Annotated in this window: 10 protein-coding genes; 8 read left to right on the top strand and 2 right to left on the bottom strand. The window is 73.6% G+C overall.

The window, feature by feature from the left end:
* Window position 1 precedes the first annotated feature (1 nt).
* Window positions 2–364, bottom strand: coding sequence for a VOC family protein (locus G569_RS66375; RefSeq protein WP_028064024.1), 363 nt, complete (start codon window positions 362–364; stop codon window positions 2–4).
* A gap of 361 nt (window positions 365–725) precedes the next feature.
* Here G569_RS66375 and G569_RS48720 point away from each other — a divergent pair, with 361 nt between their 5' ends.
* The 4 genes from G569_RS48720 to G569_RS0115230 are packed head-to-tail and all read left to right on the top strand — an operon-like array spanning window position 726 to window position 5,291.
* Window positions 726–2,780 (top strand): prolyl oligopeptidase family serine peptidase, encoded by a 2,055-nt coding sequence (locus G569_RS48720; RefSeq protein WP_053226408.1) that lies wholly within the window; start codon window positions 726–728, stop codon window positions 2,778–2,780.
* A 19-nt stretch (window positions 2,781–2,799) separates the two neighbouring features.
* On the top strand, window positions 2,800–3,237 hold the full coding sequence (locus tag G569_RS0115220) for a VOC family protein (RefSeq protein ID WP_028064025.1): 438 nt from the start codon (window positions 2,800–2,802) through the stop codon (window positions 3,235–3,237).
* A gap of 9 nt (window positions 3,238–3,246) precedes the next feature.
* Entirely contained in the window at window positions 3,247–4,524 is a 1,278-nt protein-coding gene (locus G569_RS0115225) for an SGNH hydrolase domain-containing protein (protein ID WP_028064026.1), read from the top strand.
* Window positions 4,525–4,553: 29 nt separating this feature from the next.
* Window positions 4,554–5,291, top strand: coding sequence for a hypothetical protein (locus G569_RS0115230; protein WP_028064027.1), 738 nt, complete (start codon window positions 4,554–4,556; stop codon window positions 5,289–5,291).
* A gap of 244 nt (window positions 5,292–5,535) precedes the next feature.
* On the opposite strand, the gene G569_RS0115235 is transcribed toward G569_RS0115230, so the two are convergent.
* Window positions 5,536–6,546, bottom strand: a complete 1,011-nt coding sequence (locus G569_RS0115235) for a zinc-binding dehydrogenase (protein ID WP_028064028.1) — start codon at window positions 6,544–6,546, stop codon at window positions 5,536–5,538.
* Window positions 6,547–6,643: 97 nt separating this feature from the next.
* On the opposite strand from G569_RS0115235, the gene G569_RS0115240 reads away from it, so the two are divergent.
* The 4 genes from G569_RS0115240 to G569_RS0115255 all read left to right on the top strand — a co-directional run.
* Window positions 6,644–9,004: a metallophosphoesterase family protein gene (locus tag G569_RS0115240; protein WP_028064029.1), complete on the top strand. Its 2,361-nt coding sequence runs from the start codon at window positions 6,644–6,646 to the stop codon at window positions 9,002–9,004.
* Window positions 9,001–12,129: a DUF6603 domain-containing protein gene (locus G569_RS0115245; RefSeq protein WP_028064030.1), complete on the top strand. Its 3,129-nt coding sequence runs from the start codon at window positions 9,001–9,003 to the stop codon at window positions 12,127–12,129. The genes G569_RS0115240 and G569_RS0115245 overlap by 4 nt, the downstream gene beginning before the upstream one ends.
* On the top strand, window positions 12,126–14,567 hold the full coding sequence (locus G569_RS0115250) for a hypothetical protein (protein WP_028064031.1): 2,442 nt from the start codon (window positions 12,126–12,128) through the stop codon (window positions 14,565–14,567). Before G569_RS0115245 ends, G569_RS0115250 begins: the two co-directional genes overlap by 4 nt.
* The coding region (locus G569_RS0115255; RefSeq protein ID WP_028064032.1) for a hypothetical protein at window positions 14,564–19,093 on the top strand (4,530 nt) is incomplete at its 3' end. The genes G569_RS0115250 and G569_RS0115255, both read left to right, overlap by 4 nt.

Genomic DNA, 19,093 nt, shown 5'->3' on the forward strand with positions numbered 1-19,093 from the left:
CTCAGCCTCGGTTGTGGTTGACGACCTCGATGTTGTGCCCGTCCGGGTCCAGCACGAACGCGCCGTAGTAGCCGGCGTGGTAGACGGTGCGCTCGCCGGGTGCGCCGTTGTCGGTGTAGCCCGCGGCGAGCGCGGCGGCGTGGAACGCGCGCACGGCGGAGTCCTCGTGCGCTCCGAACGCGATGTGTACGTGCTTTGAGAGCGGGCGCTCGTCGCGAACGAGCGACAGCCTGTAGTCCGAGCCTGAGAGCGTCACGCGGTCCGGCGCGTCGTGCGTGAGGCGCAGCCCGGCGTGTGGGGCGATCGTGGTGTAGAAGCGCTTGGAGGCCTGCGGGTCGCGGACGCGGAGCCACAGGTGATCGATCCGGCCCGTGTCCTCGTGGTCGACCTCGACGGCCTCGACGCCGTTGCCGTCGGGGTCGAGCAGGAAGGCGCCTTCGCGGCGGTAGCCCGCGTCGACACCCGCCTGCAGGAACGCGTCCACCTGCGCGCGGTCGCGGGCGCGGAAGGCGACGTGCAGCCCGCGCGTCAGGGCATGCCCGCCGTCCGTCGGACCGATGTCCCAGTCCTCCCACTCGACCAGCTCGGCGTCCGCGTGGCTGGGTTCGACGCCCAGGGCGCTCAGGACGGTGCGGTAGAAGCGCTCGGAGGCCGCGAGGTCCGAGACGGCGACGCCAACGTGATCGAACACGCGGCCGAGGCTACCGTCCGGCACTCTCTGACGAATGTTCACGTCACGCGAGCCGGTCACAGACATCTACCACGGCGTCGAGGTCGTCGACGAGTACCGGTGGCTCGAGGACAAGAGCTCGCAGGCGACGAAGGAATGGACCGCCGCGCAGGACGCGCGAACCCGCGCCCACCTCGACGCGCTGCCGTCCCGTGATGCGATCCGGCACCGGTTCGAGGAGATCCTCAAGGTCGAGTCCACCGCGTATGACGGCCTGACGCGCGGCGGCTCGACCTACTTCGCGCTCAAGACCCAGCCGCCGCTCCAGCAGCCGTTCCTGGTCGCGCTCGAGAGCCTCGACGACACGGCCGGCGAACGCGTGGTGGTCGACCCGAACGCGCTCGACGCCTCGGGCGCGACGACGATCGACTGGTACCGCGCCTCGCCCGACGGCTCGCTCGTCGCCGTCTCGCTCTCCGAGAACGGGACCGAGGACGGGACCGTGTTCGTCCACGACACGGTGACCGGCGAGCTCGTCGATGGGCCGCTGCCGCACGTCAACTCCGGGCTGGCGGGCGGGTCGCTGGCCTGGCGCGCGGATTCGAGCGGGTTCTGGTGCACGTGGTGCGCGGCACCGGGGACGGTCCCGGACGCCGACGTCGGCTTCTTCCAGGAGGTGTGGTTCCACGAGCTCGGCAACGGCGAGGGCCGGCGGGAGCTCGCGGGCGTCTTCGCCGAGAACCGGATCGCCGAGAACTTCCTGTCCGCGTCAGCCGACTGGGCGATGGACCTGGTCCAGAAGGGCGACGGCGGCGAGTGGCAGATCTTCGTGCGCCGGCAGGAGGGCGACGCGGCGTGGCGGCTGATCGCGGACCTCGGCGACGAGTGCATCCGCGCGGAGTTCGGCGGCCGGTGGCTGTTCGTCCTCTCGCTGCGCGACGCCCCGCGCGGGCAGGTGCTGCGCCTCGAGCTCGACGACTCCGCCACGATCGCCGACGCGACGGTGGTCGTGCCGCAGGGCGATCTCGCGATCGAGGAGATCGCCGCGAGCGACGCCCGGCTGTGGGTGGTGGACATCGACGGCGGCCCGTCGGGCATCCGGGCCTTCGACCACGACGGCAACGCCCTTGCCGAGGTGCCGGTGCCGGCGATCAGCGCGATCGATCAGCCGCGCCGGCTCGGTTCCGACGCGGTCGCGTGGGTGGTGGAGACGTTCGTCTCGCCGCCTTCGTGGTGGGTCCATGCCGACGACGAGGACGAGCCCCGCCGCACCGCGCTGGGCACGACCGTGCCGATCGACTTCGCCGGCATCGAGGTCGAGCGCGTGTTCGCGACCTCCAAGGACGGCACCCAGGTCCCGATCAACCTGATGTACCGGACGGGCACGCCGCAGGGCGCCCCGACCGTGCTCTACGGATACGGCGGCTTCGCGATCTCGCTCAAGCCGTCCTTCCAGCCGTCGCGGCTCCTGTGGCTCGAGCAAGGCGGCGTGTACGCCGTCGCGAACCTCCGCGGCGGCGGCGAGTACGGCCGCGAATGGCATCACGCCGGGCGGCTCGCGGCCAAGCAGAACTGCTTCGACGACTTCGCGGCCTGCGCCGACCACCTCGTGCGGACGGGGGTCACGCGCCGCGATCGCCTGGGGATCATGGGCGGCTCCAACGGCGGGCTGCTGATGGGCGCGGTCCTCACGCAGCGACCCGACATCGCCGCCGCCGTCGTCTGCGCCGTGCCGGTACTCGACATGCTGCGCTCGGAGCTCACCCCGAACGGCGCCTTCAACGTGACCGAGTTCGGCAGCGTCCGCGACCCCGAGTTGTTCAAGGCGCTCTATGCGTACTCGCCGTACCACAACGTCGTCGACGGCACCGCCTATCCCCCGGTCCTGTTCACGGCGGGCGAGTTCGACACGCGCGTCGAGGCGCACCACGCCAAGAAGACCGTCGCCCGCGTGCAGGCGGCCACCTCCTCCGATCAGCCGATCCTCCTGCGCATGGAGGCCGGCGGCCACGGCATCGGCCAGTCGCTGGACCAGGCGGTCGGGCTCGTCACCGACTACTTCTCGTTCTACTTCGACCGCCTCGGCGTGTCGTATGTCGAGAAGCGCTGACCCGCTCCGCTCACCGGATATGACGCTTCAACGAATGGACAATGTGCTCATCGTCGTCGAGGACCTCGACGGGGCCAAGGCGTTCTTCACCGAGCTCGGCATGGAGCTCGAGGGAGAGGCGACCAACGAGGGACCGTGGGTGGACAAGATCATCGGGCTCGAGGGCGTCCGCTGCGACCTCGCCATGATGCGCCCCCCGGACGGCCACGGCGGCATCGAGCTGGCGAAGTTCCACACGCCGCCCGCGGTCCGGGCCGAGCCACAGGACGCGCCGACGAACGCACTCGGCATCCGCCGGATCATGTTCGCGGTCGAGGACATCGACGACGTCGTCGCGCGCCTGCGCCGGCACGGTGGCGAGCTCGTCGGGGAGATCGAGCAGTTCGAGGACGTCTACCGGCTCTGCTTCATGCGCGGCCCTGAAGGGATCCTCATCGGCCTCGCCGAGCGGCTGTAGGGTGCGCACGTGTTCGACGTCCCGGCGCCGCCTTGGAAACCGACGCCGGTCGTCCACGTCTCGCCGGCGACGCCCCGGGCCGCGCCGCTGGACCTCGCGTCGGCCGCGCTCGGGCAGGACGGGACCAAGCTCAAGCTGGTGATCCGGACGCGCGGCGTCTACGACCCTGCCGAGCTCACGACTCGCGGGCGGCGCGTGTTGTGTCTGGACCTCGCGTACGGCCAGCCGCGGCAGAAGGCCGAGCTGTGCGTCAGGAGGTTCCGCGGCCGCCTGGTGCTGAGCCGCGTCGCGTCCACGCCCGTCGCGGGCACGGTGACGCTGAAGGGGACGAGGCTCACGGCGAAGTTCACCCCCGTCGATGCTGAGCTCCCCTTCGGCGCGTTCCGGTGGTCGGTTCGCAGCCGCTGGGGCGACGGTTCCGACGCGCTGCCGCGGCGGGGGACGTTCGCGGCGCGTGCCCGGCTGCTGGCGGAGCCCAGGTGCTTCGGTGCGGCCGCGCAGGCCCGGTGCAGCAACCCGGCGCTGACGACCGTCGCCAGCCCGACGCCGTCGGAGGCGCTGCTGATCCCGGGGGCACCGTGCACGGTGATGGACGCGACGCCGATGCTCGCTCCATGTCACTTCGGTGTCGCGCCGGGTGAGGCTCGCGAGTCGGTCGCGCTGATCGGTGACAGCCACGCGGAGCACTGGCGCGCCGCCCTCGACGTGGTGGCCCAGGCCAAGCGCTGGCGCGTCGTCGCGATGACGCGAGGGGGCTGCCCGCTGACCGACACCCCGGTGAGTCACTTCCCGCCCCCGCAGGCCGCCGAGTGCCAGAGCTTCAACGCAGCCGCCCGGGCTTGGCTGTTCGACCATCCCGAGGTGCACACGGTGTTCGTCTCGGCGAACGACATGTCGCAGTTCGCGGGCGACGCCGTGGCCGGCTACCGGTCAGCGTGGCAGTCGCTCCCCGCCAGTGTGCGGACCATCTACGTGCTCCGTGACACGCCGAGCCGCGTCAGCCTCGAGACGAGCACGTGCGTCGAGCGGCTGCTGCGCGCCCGGCGGGCGATCGGCTCCCGCTGCGCCGAACCGCGGGCAGGAGCCCTTCCTCCCGATCCGCAGGTCGAGGCCGCGCGAGCCCCCGGCGACGACCGCGTGCGGCTGCTCGACCTGTCCGACCGCATGTGCACCGCGACGCTGTGCCCGCCCGTGGTCGGCGGCGCGCTCGTGCTCAGAGACCTCGACCACCTCACGCGCACCTTCTCGACGACGCTCGGCCCGTATCTGCTGCGCGCGCTCGCGTGATGGCTTCCGCGGCCGCGCGTAGTGCCTATATGAGACTCTTCGTCTGTGTGCTGCTGCTCGCGCTGCTCGCATGCGTGGCGCCACGTGTGGCGCGGGCGAGCTGCGTCGGTGCGGTGGTCGTCGACGGAACGGTGCTGCTCGGGGAATCCGCATCGGATCGCACGCTGCCGCGGACCGCGGGAGAGATGCCCGCCGTGTCCCCCGCGTGCAACGACGGGGGACCGAAACAGCCCGACGGCAGGACGACGGTCGTGCGCTTCGCCGGAGTCCCGGCCGACATCGCGGTGCGCTCCGTCGACGGTGAGCACGTGTACATCGCGTACGGCTCTCTCACCGCACTTGCGACGCACCCGCTGCACCAGCCGTCGTCACCGCGCTTCTCGCGCCGCCGCTGCGCGACCCGCAAGCCGACGCTCGAGGGCGCCGCGGACAGCGCCGGGTACAACACCATCGACCTGATCGCCGGCGGGCGCAGCCACCTCGTCCGGGTCGACGCACGTACCGCGCTCGTGAATCGCCCCGTGTACCAGCCGATCCGCCGCGGGCAGCGGCTCTCGATCACGGCGACGCGATGCGGCTCACGGCTGATCGCCGATCGCATCGCCTTCACCGGCCCGACGATCGCCGGACCGCGCTATCAGGGATACACGCCCTCAGCGCTCGGGTCGGGGCTCCCTTGGCCGGTCGTGCTCCTGATCGCGGCACTCGCGCTCGCGCTGGCCGTGTGGCTGGTCGAGCGCATCACGCGCCCTCGACCGGCCCGTTGATCCCGGCCGGTGCCAGACGCCACCACGGCTCCCGCGGCCGTTGGTGCGCGCGCTCGTCGCCGCCGGCATGACCACGCTAGGCGCCGCTTGGGCGTGCAGCGATGCCGAGATCGATCACCCCCGCCCGCGAACTTCGCGGCGCGTGGGGGTGCCCCTCGCCACTGCCGCGTGACGAAACCCGGGAGGGTCACCTCACGGACCGGGGCGCTGTGGGCTTCGGTTGCGCCTGGCTGCCCGATGGCACTCAGCCGGTCGTGCCTCGCGGCAGCACCACGAGCTTGCCGGTCGCCTCGTCCGCGGCCATCCGGCGATGCGCGTCGGGAGTCTGCTCGAGCGTGTAGACCGTGTCGATGTTCGGTGCCACCTCGCCGCGCTCGACCTGCGTGACGACGGCGCGCAGCAGCGGTCCGCTCACCCGCGCGTCGTGTACGGAGTTGGAGTGGAACGCCGTCAGTTTGCGTCCTGACGGGATCATCGCGATCGGCTCGAAGTCCGGGATCGTCCAGGTGTCGGACAGGGAGCCGGAGTTGCAGGCCGTCGCGCCTGGGCGGAGCAACCGCAGGGTGTCCAGCACTCCGGGCCCGCCGATCAGGTCGACCGCGCCGTCGGCGCCGCGCTCGGGCAGCGCCAACCGCGCTCGCTCGACGAAGCCGTCGCCCTCGAGGACGATCCCCGCGGCGCCGAGCTCGGTCAGCCGGCGGCCCTTCGCCTCGCTGCGCGTGGTGGCGATCACCCGCACGCCGGCGCCGCGGGCGAGCTCCAGACAGGCGAGGCCGACCGAGGAAGTGGCGCCGCGCAGCAGCAGCGTCTCCCCCGCCTGCAGGCCGAGGTGCTCGAGCGAGCCGGCGGCGGTCACGAAGGTCTCGGGCAGCGCGCCGAGCACCTCCCACGGCAGCGTGGTGTCGAGCGCGATCAGCTGATGCTCGGGAACGAGCGCGTACTCGGCGTAGCCGCCGTCGAAGGCCCGGCCCATGTCCCCCATCAGCGCCGCGACGGTCGTCCCGACCGGCACCGCGGGCTCGTCGCCATCCACCGCTTCGACCACGCCGACGAGCTCGATCCCGAGGATCCGCGGGAACGTCACCGCGTCGCCGGCAAAGCCCTTGAGCGTCTTGTACTCGGACCGGTTGAGCCCGAACGCCTCGACCCTGACCAGCGCCCAGCCCGGACGTGGCTCGGGGCGTGGCACCTCCCGGATGACGAGGCCGTCAGGCCCGTCCGGCCGCTCCGCGACCACCGCTCGCATCTGCGCCATGCCCAGCACGCTACCGATCGGGTGGCACCCCTAAGGGCTAACTTCAGGGACGCTCCCTGATTGCACAGGGACGGACGGTTCGGATAGTGGTCCCTGGATGCCGTGGACCTCGCTGAGCGCCAGTCTGGGCGACAAACCGCTGGTGCTCGCGGGACCGGTATTGCGCAAGGTCGTGCCCGGCTCGGTGACCGTGTGGCTCGCGCTCAAGCAGGCGGCAAGCGTGACGCTGACCGTCGTCGAGGGCACGACCCAGCGGATGCAGGGAACGCGGCACACGGTCGCGATCGGGACGAACCTGCACCTCGTGGCGGTGACGGCGACCGGGACGGCGCTGCTGCCCGGAACCGTCTACGAGTACGACCTCTCCTTCGCAGTCGATGGCGGCCCGCAGAAGACGCTGGCGGACGCCACGAACAAAGCGAACCTCGCGTATGACCCGTTCAAGCGGCCGTCGTTCTGCCTGCCGCCGCCGAACCTCGACGACCTGCGGCTGATCCACTCGTCGTGCCGGATGCCGCACGGGAACGGGGTGGACGTGCTGCCGCTGGTCGGTCAGTTGATCTCGCAGACGGCGCAGACGCCGCAGCAGCGCCCGCATCAGCTGCTGCTGATGGGCGACCAGATCTATGCCGACGACGTCGGGGCGAGCCTGCTGCTCCTGCTCACGGACGCGTCCGACGTGCTGCTCGGCTGGCAGGAGACGATGCCCGCCCCGGCGGGCAAGGCCAACCAGCTGCCGCCGCACACCCGCCGCAAGCTGCTCGACAGCTGCGGGTTCACCTCGGAGGACCTCGACGCGCACCTGATGGCGCTCGGCGAGTACCTCGCGATGTACCTGTTCGTGTGGTCGGACGTGCTGTGGGGCGCGGCGGGCGTGCCGACGTACGAGGACGTCGTCGCCAAGCTGCCGGCGGGCACGAAGCCGCCGGATCGCAAGTCGATCGACGGCCACATCGGGAACCTGAAGTCGTTCGCGACCGGGCTCGACGAGGTCCGGCGCGTGCTCGCGAACGTGCCCAGCTACATGATCTGCGACGACCACGAGGTCACCGACGACTGGAACATGACGCTGGACATCGCCGTCGGGCTGTACGGCAACGCGGTGGGCCGGCGGGTGGTCAAGAACGGTGTCGTCGCGTACACGCTCTGCCAACACTGGGGCAACGCGCCCGAGCAGTTCACCGATCCGAACCAGCCCGGTTCCAAGCTGCTGGCGCTGCTCGACAAGGGCGATGCCACACGCTATGAGACCAACTCGGCCGCGCTGGACTCGCTCACCTCGGTCCACACCGGCGACCAGATCAAGGCCCGCAAGGCGGTCTTCCACGACCCGGGCTCCCTGATCTTCAACTTCACGGTCGAAGGCCCCGGCCACCAGGTGATCTTCACCGACACCCGGACCTGGCGCAGCTTCCCGCTGGGCGGCAGCGAGGCGCCGGACCTCCTGCCACCCGAGCAGATCGCCGCGCAGATCTCGCAGATCCAGCCGCCCACGGCCGGCCGTGCACTGATCGTCGTGCTCACGACCAACGCACCGCCGGTCGAACCGATCCGCAGCGCCACCCGCCACGAGTGGATCACCAACCACGTCAGCCACTTCCCCGACGTCCATGAGGCCTGGGACCTGCCGTCGACCGCCTTCGACCGCCTGATCAAGGCGTTGAGCGACCGCCTGCCGACCGTCGCGGGCGAGCTGCGCGGCCCAGTCATCCTCCTGAGCGGCGACGTGCACTTCGGGTTCGCCTCCCGGATGCTCTACAAGGCGGCGAAGCGCTTCGAGGACACGGGCACCAAGCCCGCCACCGCGGTCGTGGCGCAGCTCGTCTCGAGCTCGCTGCGCAAGCAGACCCAGTCGACGCTCGACCTCGGGACCCAGGGCTACACGTACGCGCCGAAATGGTTCATCAAACCGCTGATGGGCCCGCACGAGACCGAGTACTACGCCGGCTGGAACGTCCCGCCCGGCGCGGTCGTCAAGGCGGTGCGGATCCAGGTGACCGGCCCGAAGTTCGTCGACATGTCACTGCGCAAGTCCGGCACGCTGAAGCTGGAGCCCGCGTTCCGCCCGAAGACGGTTCCGGACCACATCTACCAGCTCGACTACCTCCTGACGACCAAGGGCGCGAGCACGCCGCAGGCGCCGGCTCCGCTCCCCGCACTGCCGAGTGGCGGGACGCCCGACCAGCGCAAGCAGGCGCTGCAGGCGTTCAACGTCGCCACCGGCAACTACCGCCAGTACAACACCGACTCGGCGTTCACGCGCGAGATCGTCGGGGTCAACAACGTCGGCGAGGTCACGTTCGAGTGGCCCGACGGCGACCGCAAGAAGGTCATCCACACGGTGCGCTGGATCGACCCGCGCTCGAACCAGCTGCGGTTCGTCGACTACGCCGTCGACCTCGACCCGAACTCGACGGCGTTCCCGTTCCGCCCGGACGTCTTCGCGGTGGCCACGTGACGCTGTTCAACCGGCTCGCCACCGAGCTCGGCGCCTTCCTGTACCCGCTCGACCGCGCGGCGACGATCCCGGGCGCGCTGGAGAAGATGCTGCTCGAGCTCGGCGCGCTGCCGGACACCGACACCGCGAACCTCGCCGACGCGCTGCAGGCGATCGTGGCCGAGAAGCGCGCGATCGACGCGCTCAACGAGACCGCGACGCCCTCCTTTGCGGCAATCGCGGAGTTGCTGGAGAGCTCGCAACAGGTCGTGGCCGCGATCGACGCGATCACGGAGGGCGACGATGCCCTGGACCAGCTCGGGGGCTTCGGGCGCGACCTCGGCGAGCTGCTCGTCGGCGCGTGGCTCACCGCCCTGCACCCGATCGTGCACCAGGTGCTCGTGCTGCTGACGCTGATCGAGCTCTCGAGCGATCAGCCGTTCGCGCCGGTGCAGCTCAACGGGCCGACGCCGGTGCGCCTGCCGTACCGGATCGACCGCGTGCACCTCGACCGGATCGTCGACCTCGTCAAGGACCCGGCCGAGGTGCTGCGTGACGAATACGCCGACGCGGTCGCCGAGAAGCTCTTCCCGCGCGTCGCCGGGCTGCTGCAGGTGCTCGGCGTCCCGGTCCGCTACGGCATCCACCCGCGAGACGTGGCAGCGCTGGCCGACTCCGCCCCGCTCCTCGCGAAGTCACTGATCGTCTACGTCGACCAGCCGCTCAACGTTCCCGCGGCGAGCGAGGCGGGAGCGATGTTCTCGTTCACGCCCGACCTCGGTCTCGTGGTGAACCCGTTCGGCGCGCTGGCGACGACCCGCGCGGTCGGTCCGTTCACGGTCGCGCTGGACCTCGCGGCGGGCGCACCCGCCTTCGCGTACGGAGCACACGGCCTGACGCTCGCGACCGGCGCGACGAGCTTCGCCGCCGGGCTGACCGCCACGCGTCAGGGACAGCCGCCGTTCATCGTCGGCTCCCCCACCGGCACGCGCCTCGAGCTCCCGAACATCAAGCTCGGCGCCCAGACCGCACTGACATCGGCGCGCCAGCTGCTCGAGCTCGGCGCGGACGTCGATCAGGCCGCGCTGGTCGTCGCACCCGCCGACGGCGACAGCTTCCTCGCCTCGATCCTGCCGCGGGACGGCCTGCGCGCCGAGCTGAGCGCGGGCCTGGTGTGGTCCAACGAGCGCGGGCTGACGTTCAGAGGCAGCGCCGGCCTCGACGCCACGATCCCCGTCGACCTGACGCTCGCGGGCGTCGGGCTGAGCGCCGTCAACCTCGGGCTGCACGCGCGCGACGGAGCGCTGGACGCGGAGATCTCCGCCGCCCTGAAGGCCGCGATCGGGCCGGTGCAGGTGGCGATCGACGGCGTCGGCGTCCGCGCCACCCTCGACTTCGCTGACGGCGGGAACCTCGGCGGCGCCGACCTCGACATCGGCTTCCGCGCGCCCACCGAGCTGGGTCTGGCGATCGACGGCGGGCCGGTGACCGGCTCCGGCTCGCTGCTCTACGACCCCGCGCGCGGACAGTACGCAGGCGACGTCCGGCTCCAGTTCGAGGGGCTCGCGGTCCGCGCGACCGGGCTGCTGACCACCGGCGCGCAGGGCTTCTCGCTGCTGGTGATCATCTCCGCCGACTTCCCGCCCGTGCAGCTCGGGATGGGCTTCATGCTCGTCGGCGTCGGCGGGCTGCTCGGCATCAACCGGACGATCGCGGTCGACGCGCTGCGCGCCGGGCTGAAGAGCGGAGCGCTCGGCGCCGTGCTCTCGCCGCCCGACCCGAAGGCGAGCGCCGGCCAGCTCGTCGCGACGCTCGCCCGCCTCTTCCCGCCCGCCCAGGGCCGCCACGTGTTCGCGCCGACCGCGCGGATCGTCTGGGGCCAGCCGACGCTGATCACGATCGAGCTGGCGCTGGCGCTCGAGCTTCCCTCGCCCGTCCGGCTGGTCGTGCTCGGCCGTCTGCGCGCGCTCCTGCCCGACGAGCACGAGCCGATCGTGCGCCTGCAGGTCGACCTGCTCGGCGTGATCGACTTCGACCGCGCCGAGGCCGCCGTCGATGCCACCCTCGTCGACTCGCGGCTGGCGCAGTTCGCGCTCACGGGTGACATGGCGCTGCGGATGAACTGGGGCTCGCGGCCGTCGTTCCTGCTCGCGGTCGGCGGCTTCCACCCGCGGTTCGCCGCCCCGCCCGGGTTCCCGGCGCTCGACCGCGTCGCGATCGCGCTGGCGAGCGGCGACAACCCGAAGCTGCGGCTCGAGGCCTATCTGGCGCTGACGTCCAACACCGTGCAGTTCGGCGCGCGGGTGGACCTGGCCGCGCGCGCCGGGAGCTTCAGCATCGCCGGTTTCCTCTCCTTCGACGCGCTGGTCACGCTGTCGCCGCTGGCGTTCGTGGTCGACATCGCCGCCAAGCTCGCGGTGAAGGTCGGTTCAAGGACGCTGCTGTCGATCTCGCTGTCGCTGACCCTGAGCGGGCCGCGGCCGTGGCGCGCACGCGGACGCGCGTCGTTCTCGATCCTCTTCTTCGACGTCTCCTTCGGCTTCGACGTCACGATCGGCGATGCCACCGCCCCCGCCCTGCCGGCGCCGGTCGACGTGGCGCCGCTCGTGCTGGCCGCGCTCACCGACGCGCGTGCCTGGACCGCGCAGCTGCCCGCGGGCGCCGACGTCGTCACGCTCCGCGCGCTGCAACCGGGCGCCGCCGTGCTCGCCCACCCGCTCGGGACGCTGCGGGTGCGCCAGCGCCTCGCGCCGTTGGAGCGGACGCTCGAGCGCTTCGGGACGACCGTGCCGAGCGGCGCGAAGCGCTTCCGCATCACGCTGGCGACCATCGGCGGCGTCCGCACGACGTTGACCCCGCTGCAGGACCAGTTCGCGCCCGCGCAGTTCACCGCGCTGAGCGACGACGCCAAGCTCTCCGCGCCCTCGTTCGAGCCGATGACGTCGGGCGCCGCGCTCGGCGCCGACGGCTTCATCACCGGGACCGGCGTGACCGTCGCGGTCAACCACGAGCAGCTGATCGTCACCGCCGTCGGCATCCCCGAGCCGAAGTCGACCCGTGTGCCGATCCCGGGCGACGTGTTCGACGCGCTCACGGCGACGACGCCCGCGCGCGCCCCCGCCTTCGCGCTGAAGGTGGTCGCATGAGCGCCGCCTACACGTTCCTGCCGTGGGTGCAGAGCGGGATCGGCCGCTCGGTCGCCGCGCTGGACGAGCCCGGCGTGGCGCTGACCGCGCGGGTGCGGTTGCCCGTGTCGGTGCACGTCGACGGCGCCGGCGACGTCCCCGCGACCGTCCAGCTCTACGGTCCCGGCGACGTGACCGGGCTCGACCCGGGGCAGATCGTGCGCTGCGACCCGCCCGCCGGCACCACTCGGTTCGAGGCGGGCTCCATGCCGCAGATCCAGTTCGCGCGGGCCGACCTGCCGTGGTTGTTCACGCCCGCCGCGCCCGGGACCGCGAAGACGCGGCTGCGGCCGTGGCTGGTGCTGATCGCGGTCCGTCGCGGCGAGGGCGTCCGGCTCGGCTCCGGCGTGCTCGAGCTCGACGACCCCGCGGCGGAGCTGCCCGATCTCTCGCAATCCTGGGCCTGGGCGCACGGGCAGATCACCGGCCTCCCCACGGGTGCGCGGCCGGCCGAGCTGCTGGCGAGCGACCCGGGGCGCGGCTGCTCGCGACTCGTCTGCCCTCGCCATCTGGAGCCGGACACGGCGTACGTCGCGTGTGTGGTGCCCGCGTTCCGCGCCGGTGTGAAGGCCGGGCTTGGCGACCCGGTGACCCCCGCCGACGAGGCCGCGCTGGAGCCCGCCTGGGGTCCGACGCCGGCCGGCCCGCTGCGGCTGCCCGTCTACCACGCGTGGGAGTTCGCCACCGGGCCGGCGGGGAGCTTCGAGACGCTCGTGCGCAGGCTGCACCCCAGTCCGTTCGACGCCGCCCCGCCGCGGCTCGACCTCAACTCCCCCGGCGGCGGCCTGCCCGCCGCCGGGGTGATCGGCATGCAGAGCGCACTTCGCGCACCTGGCGACGACGCCCCGCCGCCGTGGCCCAACGCGGCACCGTTCCAGGCCGCGTTGGCGCAGGCGCTGAATCAGCCCGACGTCGTCGCTCCCCCGCTGTACGGCCAAATGCAGGCCGGCGGGACCGGCCTTCCGGCGGCCGGTTGGCTCCGTGATCTCAACCTCGACCCGAGGCTTAGGGTCGCCGCTGCGGCGGGTACACGCGTGGTTCAGGAGCGCCAGGAGCAGCTGATGGCGCGCGCGTGGGAGCAGGCCGGCGCCGCGAACGACGTCAACGCGCTGCTGCGCCGTTCCCAGCTTGCCCGCGAGCTCGGCAACGTCGTTCTGGAGCGCCACCTCGCGCCGCTGGCGGCGGATGAGCTGCTGGCGATGACCCAGCCCGCGCACGCGACGATCGCCCTCGCCGGGACGACCGTGGACGGCGAGGTCCGGGCCAGCCGCGTGCCCGAGGCCGTCATGTCCGGCGCGATGCGGCGGCTCGCCAGCCCGCAGGGCGTGCTCGCGCGGCGCGCCGGGCCGACCCCGCGCATCGACCTCCTCACCGCGGTGGACCGCGAGGCGATGAAACCCGCTCCCGGCGCCCCGAACGGGATGGTCGTGACCACGAGCCTCGCCGCGCGGGTGGCTGACGTCGACACGCGGCCCGCGCTGTCCGCTGCCGCGCTGCGCGTCGAGCTGCTCGCGCGGCTCGCCCCCGAGGCGACCGTGCTGGCGCGGGCGAAGGCACGCATCGACGCCGCTCCGACCACGTGGACGCGGCCCGATCCGCTGGCGCAGGTCGCCGCGGGACCGCGCTTCGACGAGGCGATGTACGACGGGCTGCAGGAGGTCGCGCCGTGGCTGTTCCTGCCCGGCATCGAGCAGCTCGAAGCCGACGGGGTGGCGCTGCTCGAGACGTCGCCACGGGTGATCGAGGCCTACCTGGCGGGCCTCAACCACGAGCTCAGCCGGGAGCTGTTGTGGCGCGAGTACCCGTCGGTGCTGAACGGGACAGCGTTCCGGCAGTTCTGGGACGCCCCGGGGACGCCCGACGTGCCGCCGATGTCGGAGTGGGACAGCGCGCCGCTCGGCGGCCACCTGCGCGGCGGCGACAAGCAGCTCGTGCTGGCGATCCGCGGCGAGCTCCTGCGCCGCTACCCGACGACGACGATCTACGCCGCGCGGGCGCTCGCCGGCGGCGCCCTCGATCCCGCGACGCGGCTGGCGCCGATGTTCCGCGCCGCGCCGGCGCCGGACGTCGTGCTCGTCGGGTTCGCGCTCGGCGAGGAGGACGCGCTCGGCGGGCTCGGCTGGTACTTCGTCTTCGAGGAGTACCCCGGCGAGCCGCGGTTCGGGTTCGACGAGGTCGCGAGCTCGACCGCCGTTCCCACCACCCCCGACGCGCTCGCCTGGTCGCATATCCCGGTGACGGCCTCAGGGCACGCGGACGTGACCAAGCCGATCACGGCGAGCGCGAACCTGCAGGGCGGTTGGGGCAAGAACGCGGCCGGAACCGCGATGTTGACGTTCCAGCAGCCGTTCCGGGTGGCGCTGCACGCCTCGCGGCTCGTCAAGAGGAGGACGGCATGACCGATCTCGCGGCGATCGCCGCCGCGCGGGTGCGCGGGCAGGCGGCCGAGGCCGATGCGCTCTCGCTCGCCGACAAGCTGGTCGCCGCGAAGGACGACCGGGCGCGCGTGCGGGCCGACCTCGCCCAGCTTCCCGGGCGTGTGACCGCGTTGCAGCAGGCCGTCGCGGAAGCGCAGGCGCGAGTGGCCGCTGCGACGGGGCCGCGGGACGCGCTGGCCGCCCAGGCGGCCGCGGCCGAGGCAGCGGCGGATGCGGCGACCGACGCCGCGCAGGCGGCGGACGACGCGGCCGAGCAGGCGCGGCAGGACCTGCTCGACCTGATGCAGGAGGACGGCGGGCACCCGCCGCCGGGGGCGTTGAAGGCCGCGCAGAAGCGGCTCTTCGACGCCGAACGCGCCGCGCAGGCCGCCCGCAACCGGGCGCAGGCCGCACGCACCGCCGCGGACGCGCTGATCGCCCCGCTCAACGCCGCCATCGCGGAGCTCGACGCGGCCAAGGCGGAGCTCGCGACGGCTTCCTCGCAGCTCGCCGCCGCCAACGCACAGCTCGACGACGCGCGCGGCCGGTCCGCCGCCGTCGAGGCGCTGCCGGCCAAGCTCAGCGCGGACATCGCGGCACAGCGGGCGAAGGTGGCGACCGCGTGGCAGCCGTGGGACGCGCTGCTGGCGAGCGCGCACGCGGCGATCCTCGCGGACGCGACGGGTCGCCTCCGCAGCGAGCTGGTCGCGAGCGAGTCGCCCGAGGACCTCGTCTCCCTCGTCGCGGCGGACGTCCCGCTCGCGCTGCTGCCGGTGCGGCTCGAGACGCGCTTCGACGCCGGGAACCTGCTCGTGCGCGTCTATCCGGACACGCTGCACGTCGACGCGCACGAGCCCGAGCTGACCGCTGACGAGCTCGCCTGGGGTCGCGCCTACCTGGACGCCGAGCGCGCGGGTGGCGCGGCGGCTCCCGAGGCGTGGCGCGCGCTGGTCGACCGCTTCGGGGCGCCGCGCGCGGCGTGGGTCGCGCGGGCGGCGGCGGGAACCCCGGGCTCGCGAGCGGCGGCGTGGACGCGCGCGGCGCGCACGAACGTCCTTCCCGACCGCTGGATCGCGCTCGGGTACCGGGGTGGCGAGCGGCGCTTCGCCGTGCTCGGCAAGCCGATCCCGGACCCGCTGCCGGTCGGGCCGGACCCGAACGACGCCGCCGCCGACCCGGCCTCGCCGCTCGGCGCGGCGGCACAGTGGCTGGTCGACTTCGACCGTGCGGTGGAGCGCGGCATGGCGCTTCGGATCCCGCTCACGCTCGGCGACGTCACCGGAATCGACCGGCTCGTCGTGCTGGGCGTGCGCGCGAGCAGCGACGGGACCGAGAGCGCGCGCCGCGTCTCCGCGCTGCTCGACGCCCACCACTACACGAGCGGGCTCGCGCTGGCGCCGCCCGGCACCCCGACCAACAACACCGACAACACGCGCTCGGCGTGGTCGGCGACCGGCGACGATCCCGCGGCGTGGCTGCGCAACGAGCGCGGCGCCGTGCTCACCGGGAGCGGTTCGGACGGGACGCTGTTGGCGCGGGCGCTGGGGATCGCGGTCGATCCGCTGACCCACGTGGGCGGCGCCGGCGGCGCGTCGATCGCCACCGAGCGCAACCTGCGCGCCGCGCTCTGGCCGGCCACCTGGGGCTATCTGCTCGATCAGCTGATCGGGCTTTCCGACGACGCGATCGCCGCGGCGCGCACGCACTACCTGGCGAGCGTGGCCGCGGGCGGCTCGCTGCCGACGCTGCGGGTGGGCCGGCAGCCGTACGGCGTCCTGACCGTGACCTCGCTGCGCCGCTGGCGGCTGCTCGACCCGCCGGACCTCGACGCGCAGCTCGTCCCGCTGCTGAACGGGCTCGCGGGCGCGTGGCGGGCGGCGCTCGGCGGCGTGCCGCGGATCGCCCGCGGGGCCGACCTCGGCACCGTGCTCGCGGCGGCCGTGTCGATGGGTCCGGTGTCGATGCACTACGCGTCGCGCGCGTTGCAGGTGCCGGCGGCCGATGTCAGCACGTTCTCGCGGATCGCGCAGGCGCTGCAACCGGTCAAGGCGCTCGGGCTCGCGCTCGACCCCGTGCTCGCGCGGGCGGTGTTCTCCCCCGGTGTGACATCGCTGACCGGGCCGCTCGTGGCCGCCTCGCCCTCCGAGACCGCACCGTTGCCCGCCGCGCAGAGCTTCCTCAACTGGCTCGTCTTCAACGGGATGGACACCGTGCGGGCGGGCGCGCCGCCGGCGGGGGCGAACTCGCTGCTGTTCGCGCTCCTGCGGCACGCGCTGCTGCGCTCGTACGCGGGCGCGGCGTGGCGGATCCTGCGCGCCCGCGGGCTGGCGGCGCCGGGCGAGGGCGACGAGGGCGTGGCGCCGTCCCCGTGGTCCCGGCTCGCGGCGCCGCTGGACGGCGTGACCGCCGCGGGGCAGACGCTGGCGGCGCATCTGGACGCGCTGCGCGCCGCCAACAGCGCCGCCGGCTCGCCCGCGGCCGCGCAGGTGACGGAGCTGCTGGAGGTCCATGGCGCGCTGCGGCAGCTGCTGTCGGTCCCGCCCGCCGCGCTCGAGCGGTACGCGGGCGGCGTGCTCGATCTCGCCTCGCACCGGCTCGACGCGTGGAAGAGCTCGATGGCCACGCGACGGCTCACGGCCCTGCGGGCGAAGAAGGCGGCGGGCGTGCGGCTGGGCGGCTACGGCGTGGTGGAGAACCTGCGGCCGGGCACGGGCGCGCAGAGCCAGGGCTACGTGCACGCGCCGTCGCTCGGCCAGGCCGCGACGGCCGCCGTGCTGCGCTCCGGCCACCTGGCGCACGGCGGCGGCGCCGATGCGCCGCTGGCGCTCGATCTCTCCTCGCGCCGGGTCCGGCTCGCGCTCGCGTTGCTCGACGGGGTGCGTGCGGGCCAGCCGCTGGGCGCGCTGCTCGGCTACCGGCTCGAGCGCGGGCTGCGCGAGCACCACCCGGAGCTCGTGCTGGATCGCTACATCGCGGCACTGCGCGGGCTCGCTCCGCTGGACGCCATCACCGTCGCCGAGCACGACCTGACCGTGGCGCAGGAGCGTCAGCGGGCGGCGGCGACGGTGCTCGGGCAGCTGCGGGTGCAGAGCGACGCCGCGAAGGCGGCCGACACGCAGCTGCGCAACCAGATCGCCGCCGCGCAGCCGCAGTTCGACGCCGCGCAGACCAACGCGACGCGGCTCGCCGGGTTCCTGTCGGGGGCGCGCGCCGAGCTGCAGCGGTTGCTGGAGAACCGGCCGGGCGGCTTCCCTTCGATCCTCGAGTGGCGCGACAAGGTCAACGCGGCGAACGCGGAGATCGCGAGCCTCGAGCCGCAGGTCGCCGCCGCCAACCAGACCGCGGGCGCGTTGGCCGCGAACCTGGCTTCGCTGCGGGCCCAGCAGCAGTCGACGGCGATGCAGGTCGTCGCGCTCGACCAGCAGGTCACCGACCAGGTCGCGGGCGCCGCGGCCGAGGACGCCGCGGTCGCCGCCGCCACCGCGCTGCTCGAGGAGCTGCGCCGGTCGCAGCCGCGGGTGTCCGAGGCGCTGCGCGCGAGCAACGTCGCCGACGGCCTGGGCCTGCGCAAGCGCTGGCGGTCGGGGATCGACAGCGCGCGCTGGGACTCGACCACGATCCCGTTCGGGACCGCCGGGCTGCCGATGCGCTCCAGCCCTGAGGGCGAGGCGATCGACGCGGAGCTGCGCGCGATCGACGACGCCGTCGACGCGCTCGCCGACCTGCTGGTGGCCGAGAGCGTGCACCAGGTCGTCCAGGGCAACGCGCAGCGGGCGGGCGCGACCGTCGACGCGCTCTCGCGCGGTGACGCTCCGGCGCCCGAGCCCGAGATCGCCCGCACACCGCGCTCCGGCGTGGCGCTCACCCACCGCCTGCTCCTCTTGACCGACCCGGCCGCCAGCGCCTCCGGCTGGCCGACCGACGGGCTGCAGGTGCGTGCGCGGGTCGAGCCGGCGCTGGAGGCGTGGGCCGCCGCCATGTTGGGGCCGGCGAACCGCGTGCTGGTGCGCGCGGGTGGCGCGACCTCGGACCTGAGCGTGCTGCGGTTGTCGGCGCTCGACGTGCTCGCGATGACGGCGCCCCAGCTGGAGGACGCGCTGCGCGAGCGCCTCGGGGAGCTCGTCCTGGACCGCGACCCGGCCTGGACGCCGTCGCAGCTCGGCCTCACGGAGTTCCACGAGCTCGCCCGCGCCGTCCGCGAACTGCTGGAAGGCGCCCGCCCGCTCGACGCCCGCGACCTCGCCCTCCCGGGCCCGGACACACCTCCGGCGATCGACGCCGCCGACCTCGCCACCCGCACCGCGATCGCCACCACGGCCCTGCACGACACCCGCACCCGCCTCGCCGCCGCCCTCGCCGCGCCGCAGCCGCCCGCCGGGGGCGCGTCGCCCGCCGCCGCCACCACGCCGCCGGCCGCCGCCTCGCCGCGCCCTGCCGCCTCGCCGCGCCACGCCGCCTCGCCCGCCGCCACCACGCCGCCCGCCGCCACCACGCCGCCCGCCGCCACC

Source organism: Solirubrobacter soli DSM 22325 (genome assembly GCF_000423665.1).
In the GTDB taxonomy this organism is placed as follows: Bacteria; Actinomycetota; Thermoleophilia; order Solirubrobacterales; family Solirubrobacteraceae; genus Solirubrobacter; species Solirubrobacter soli.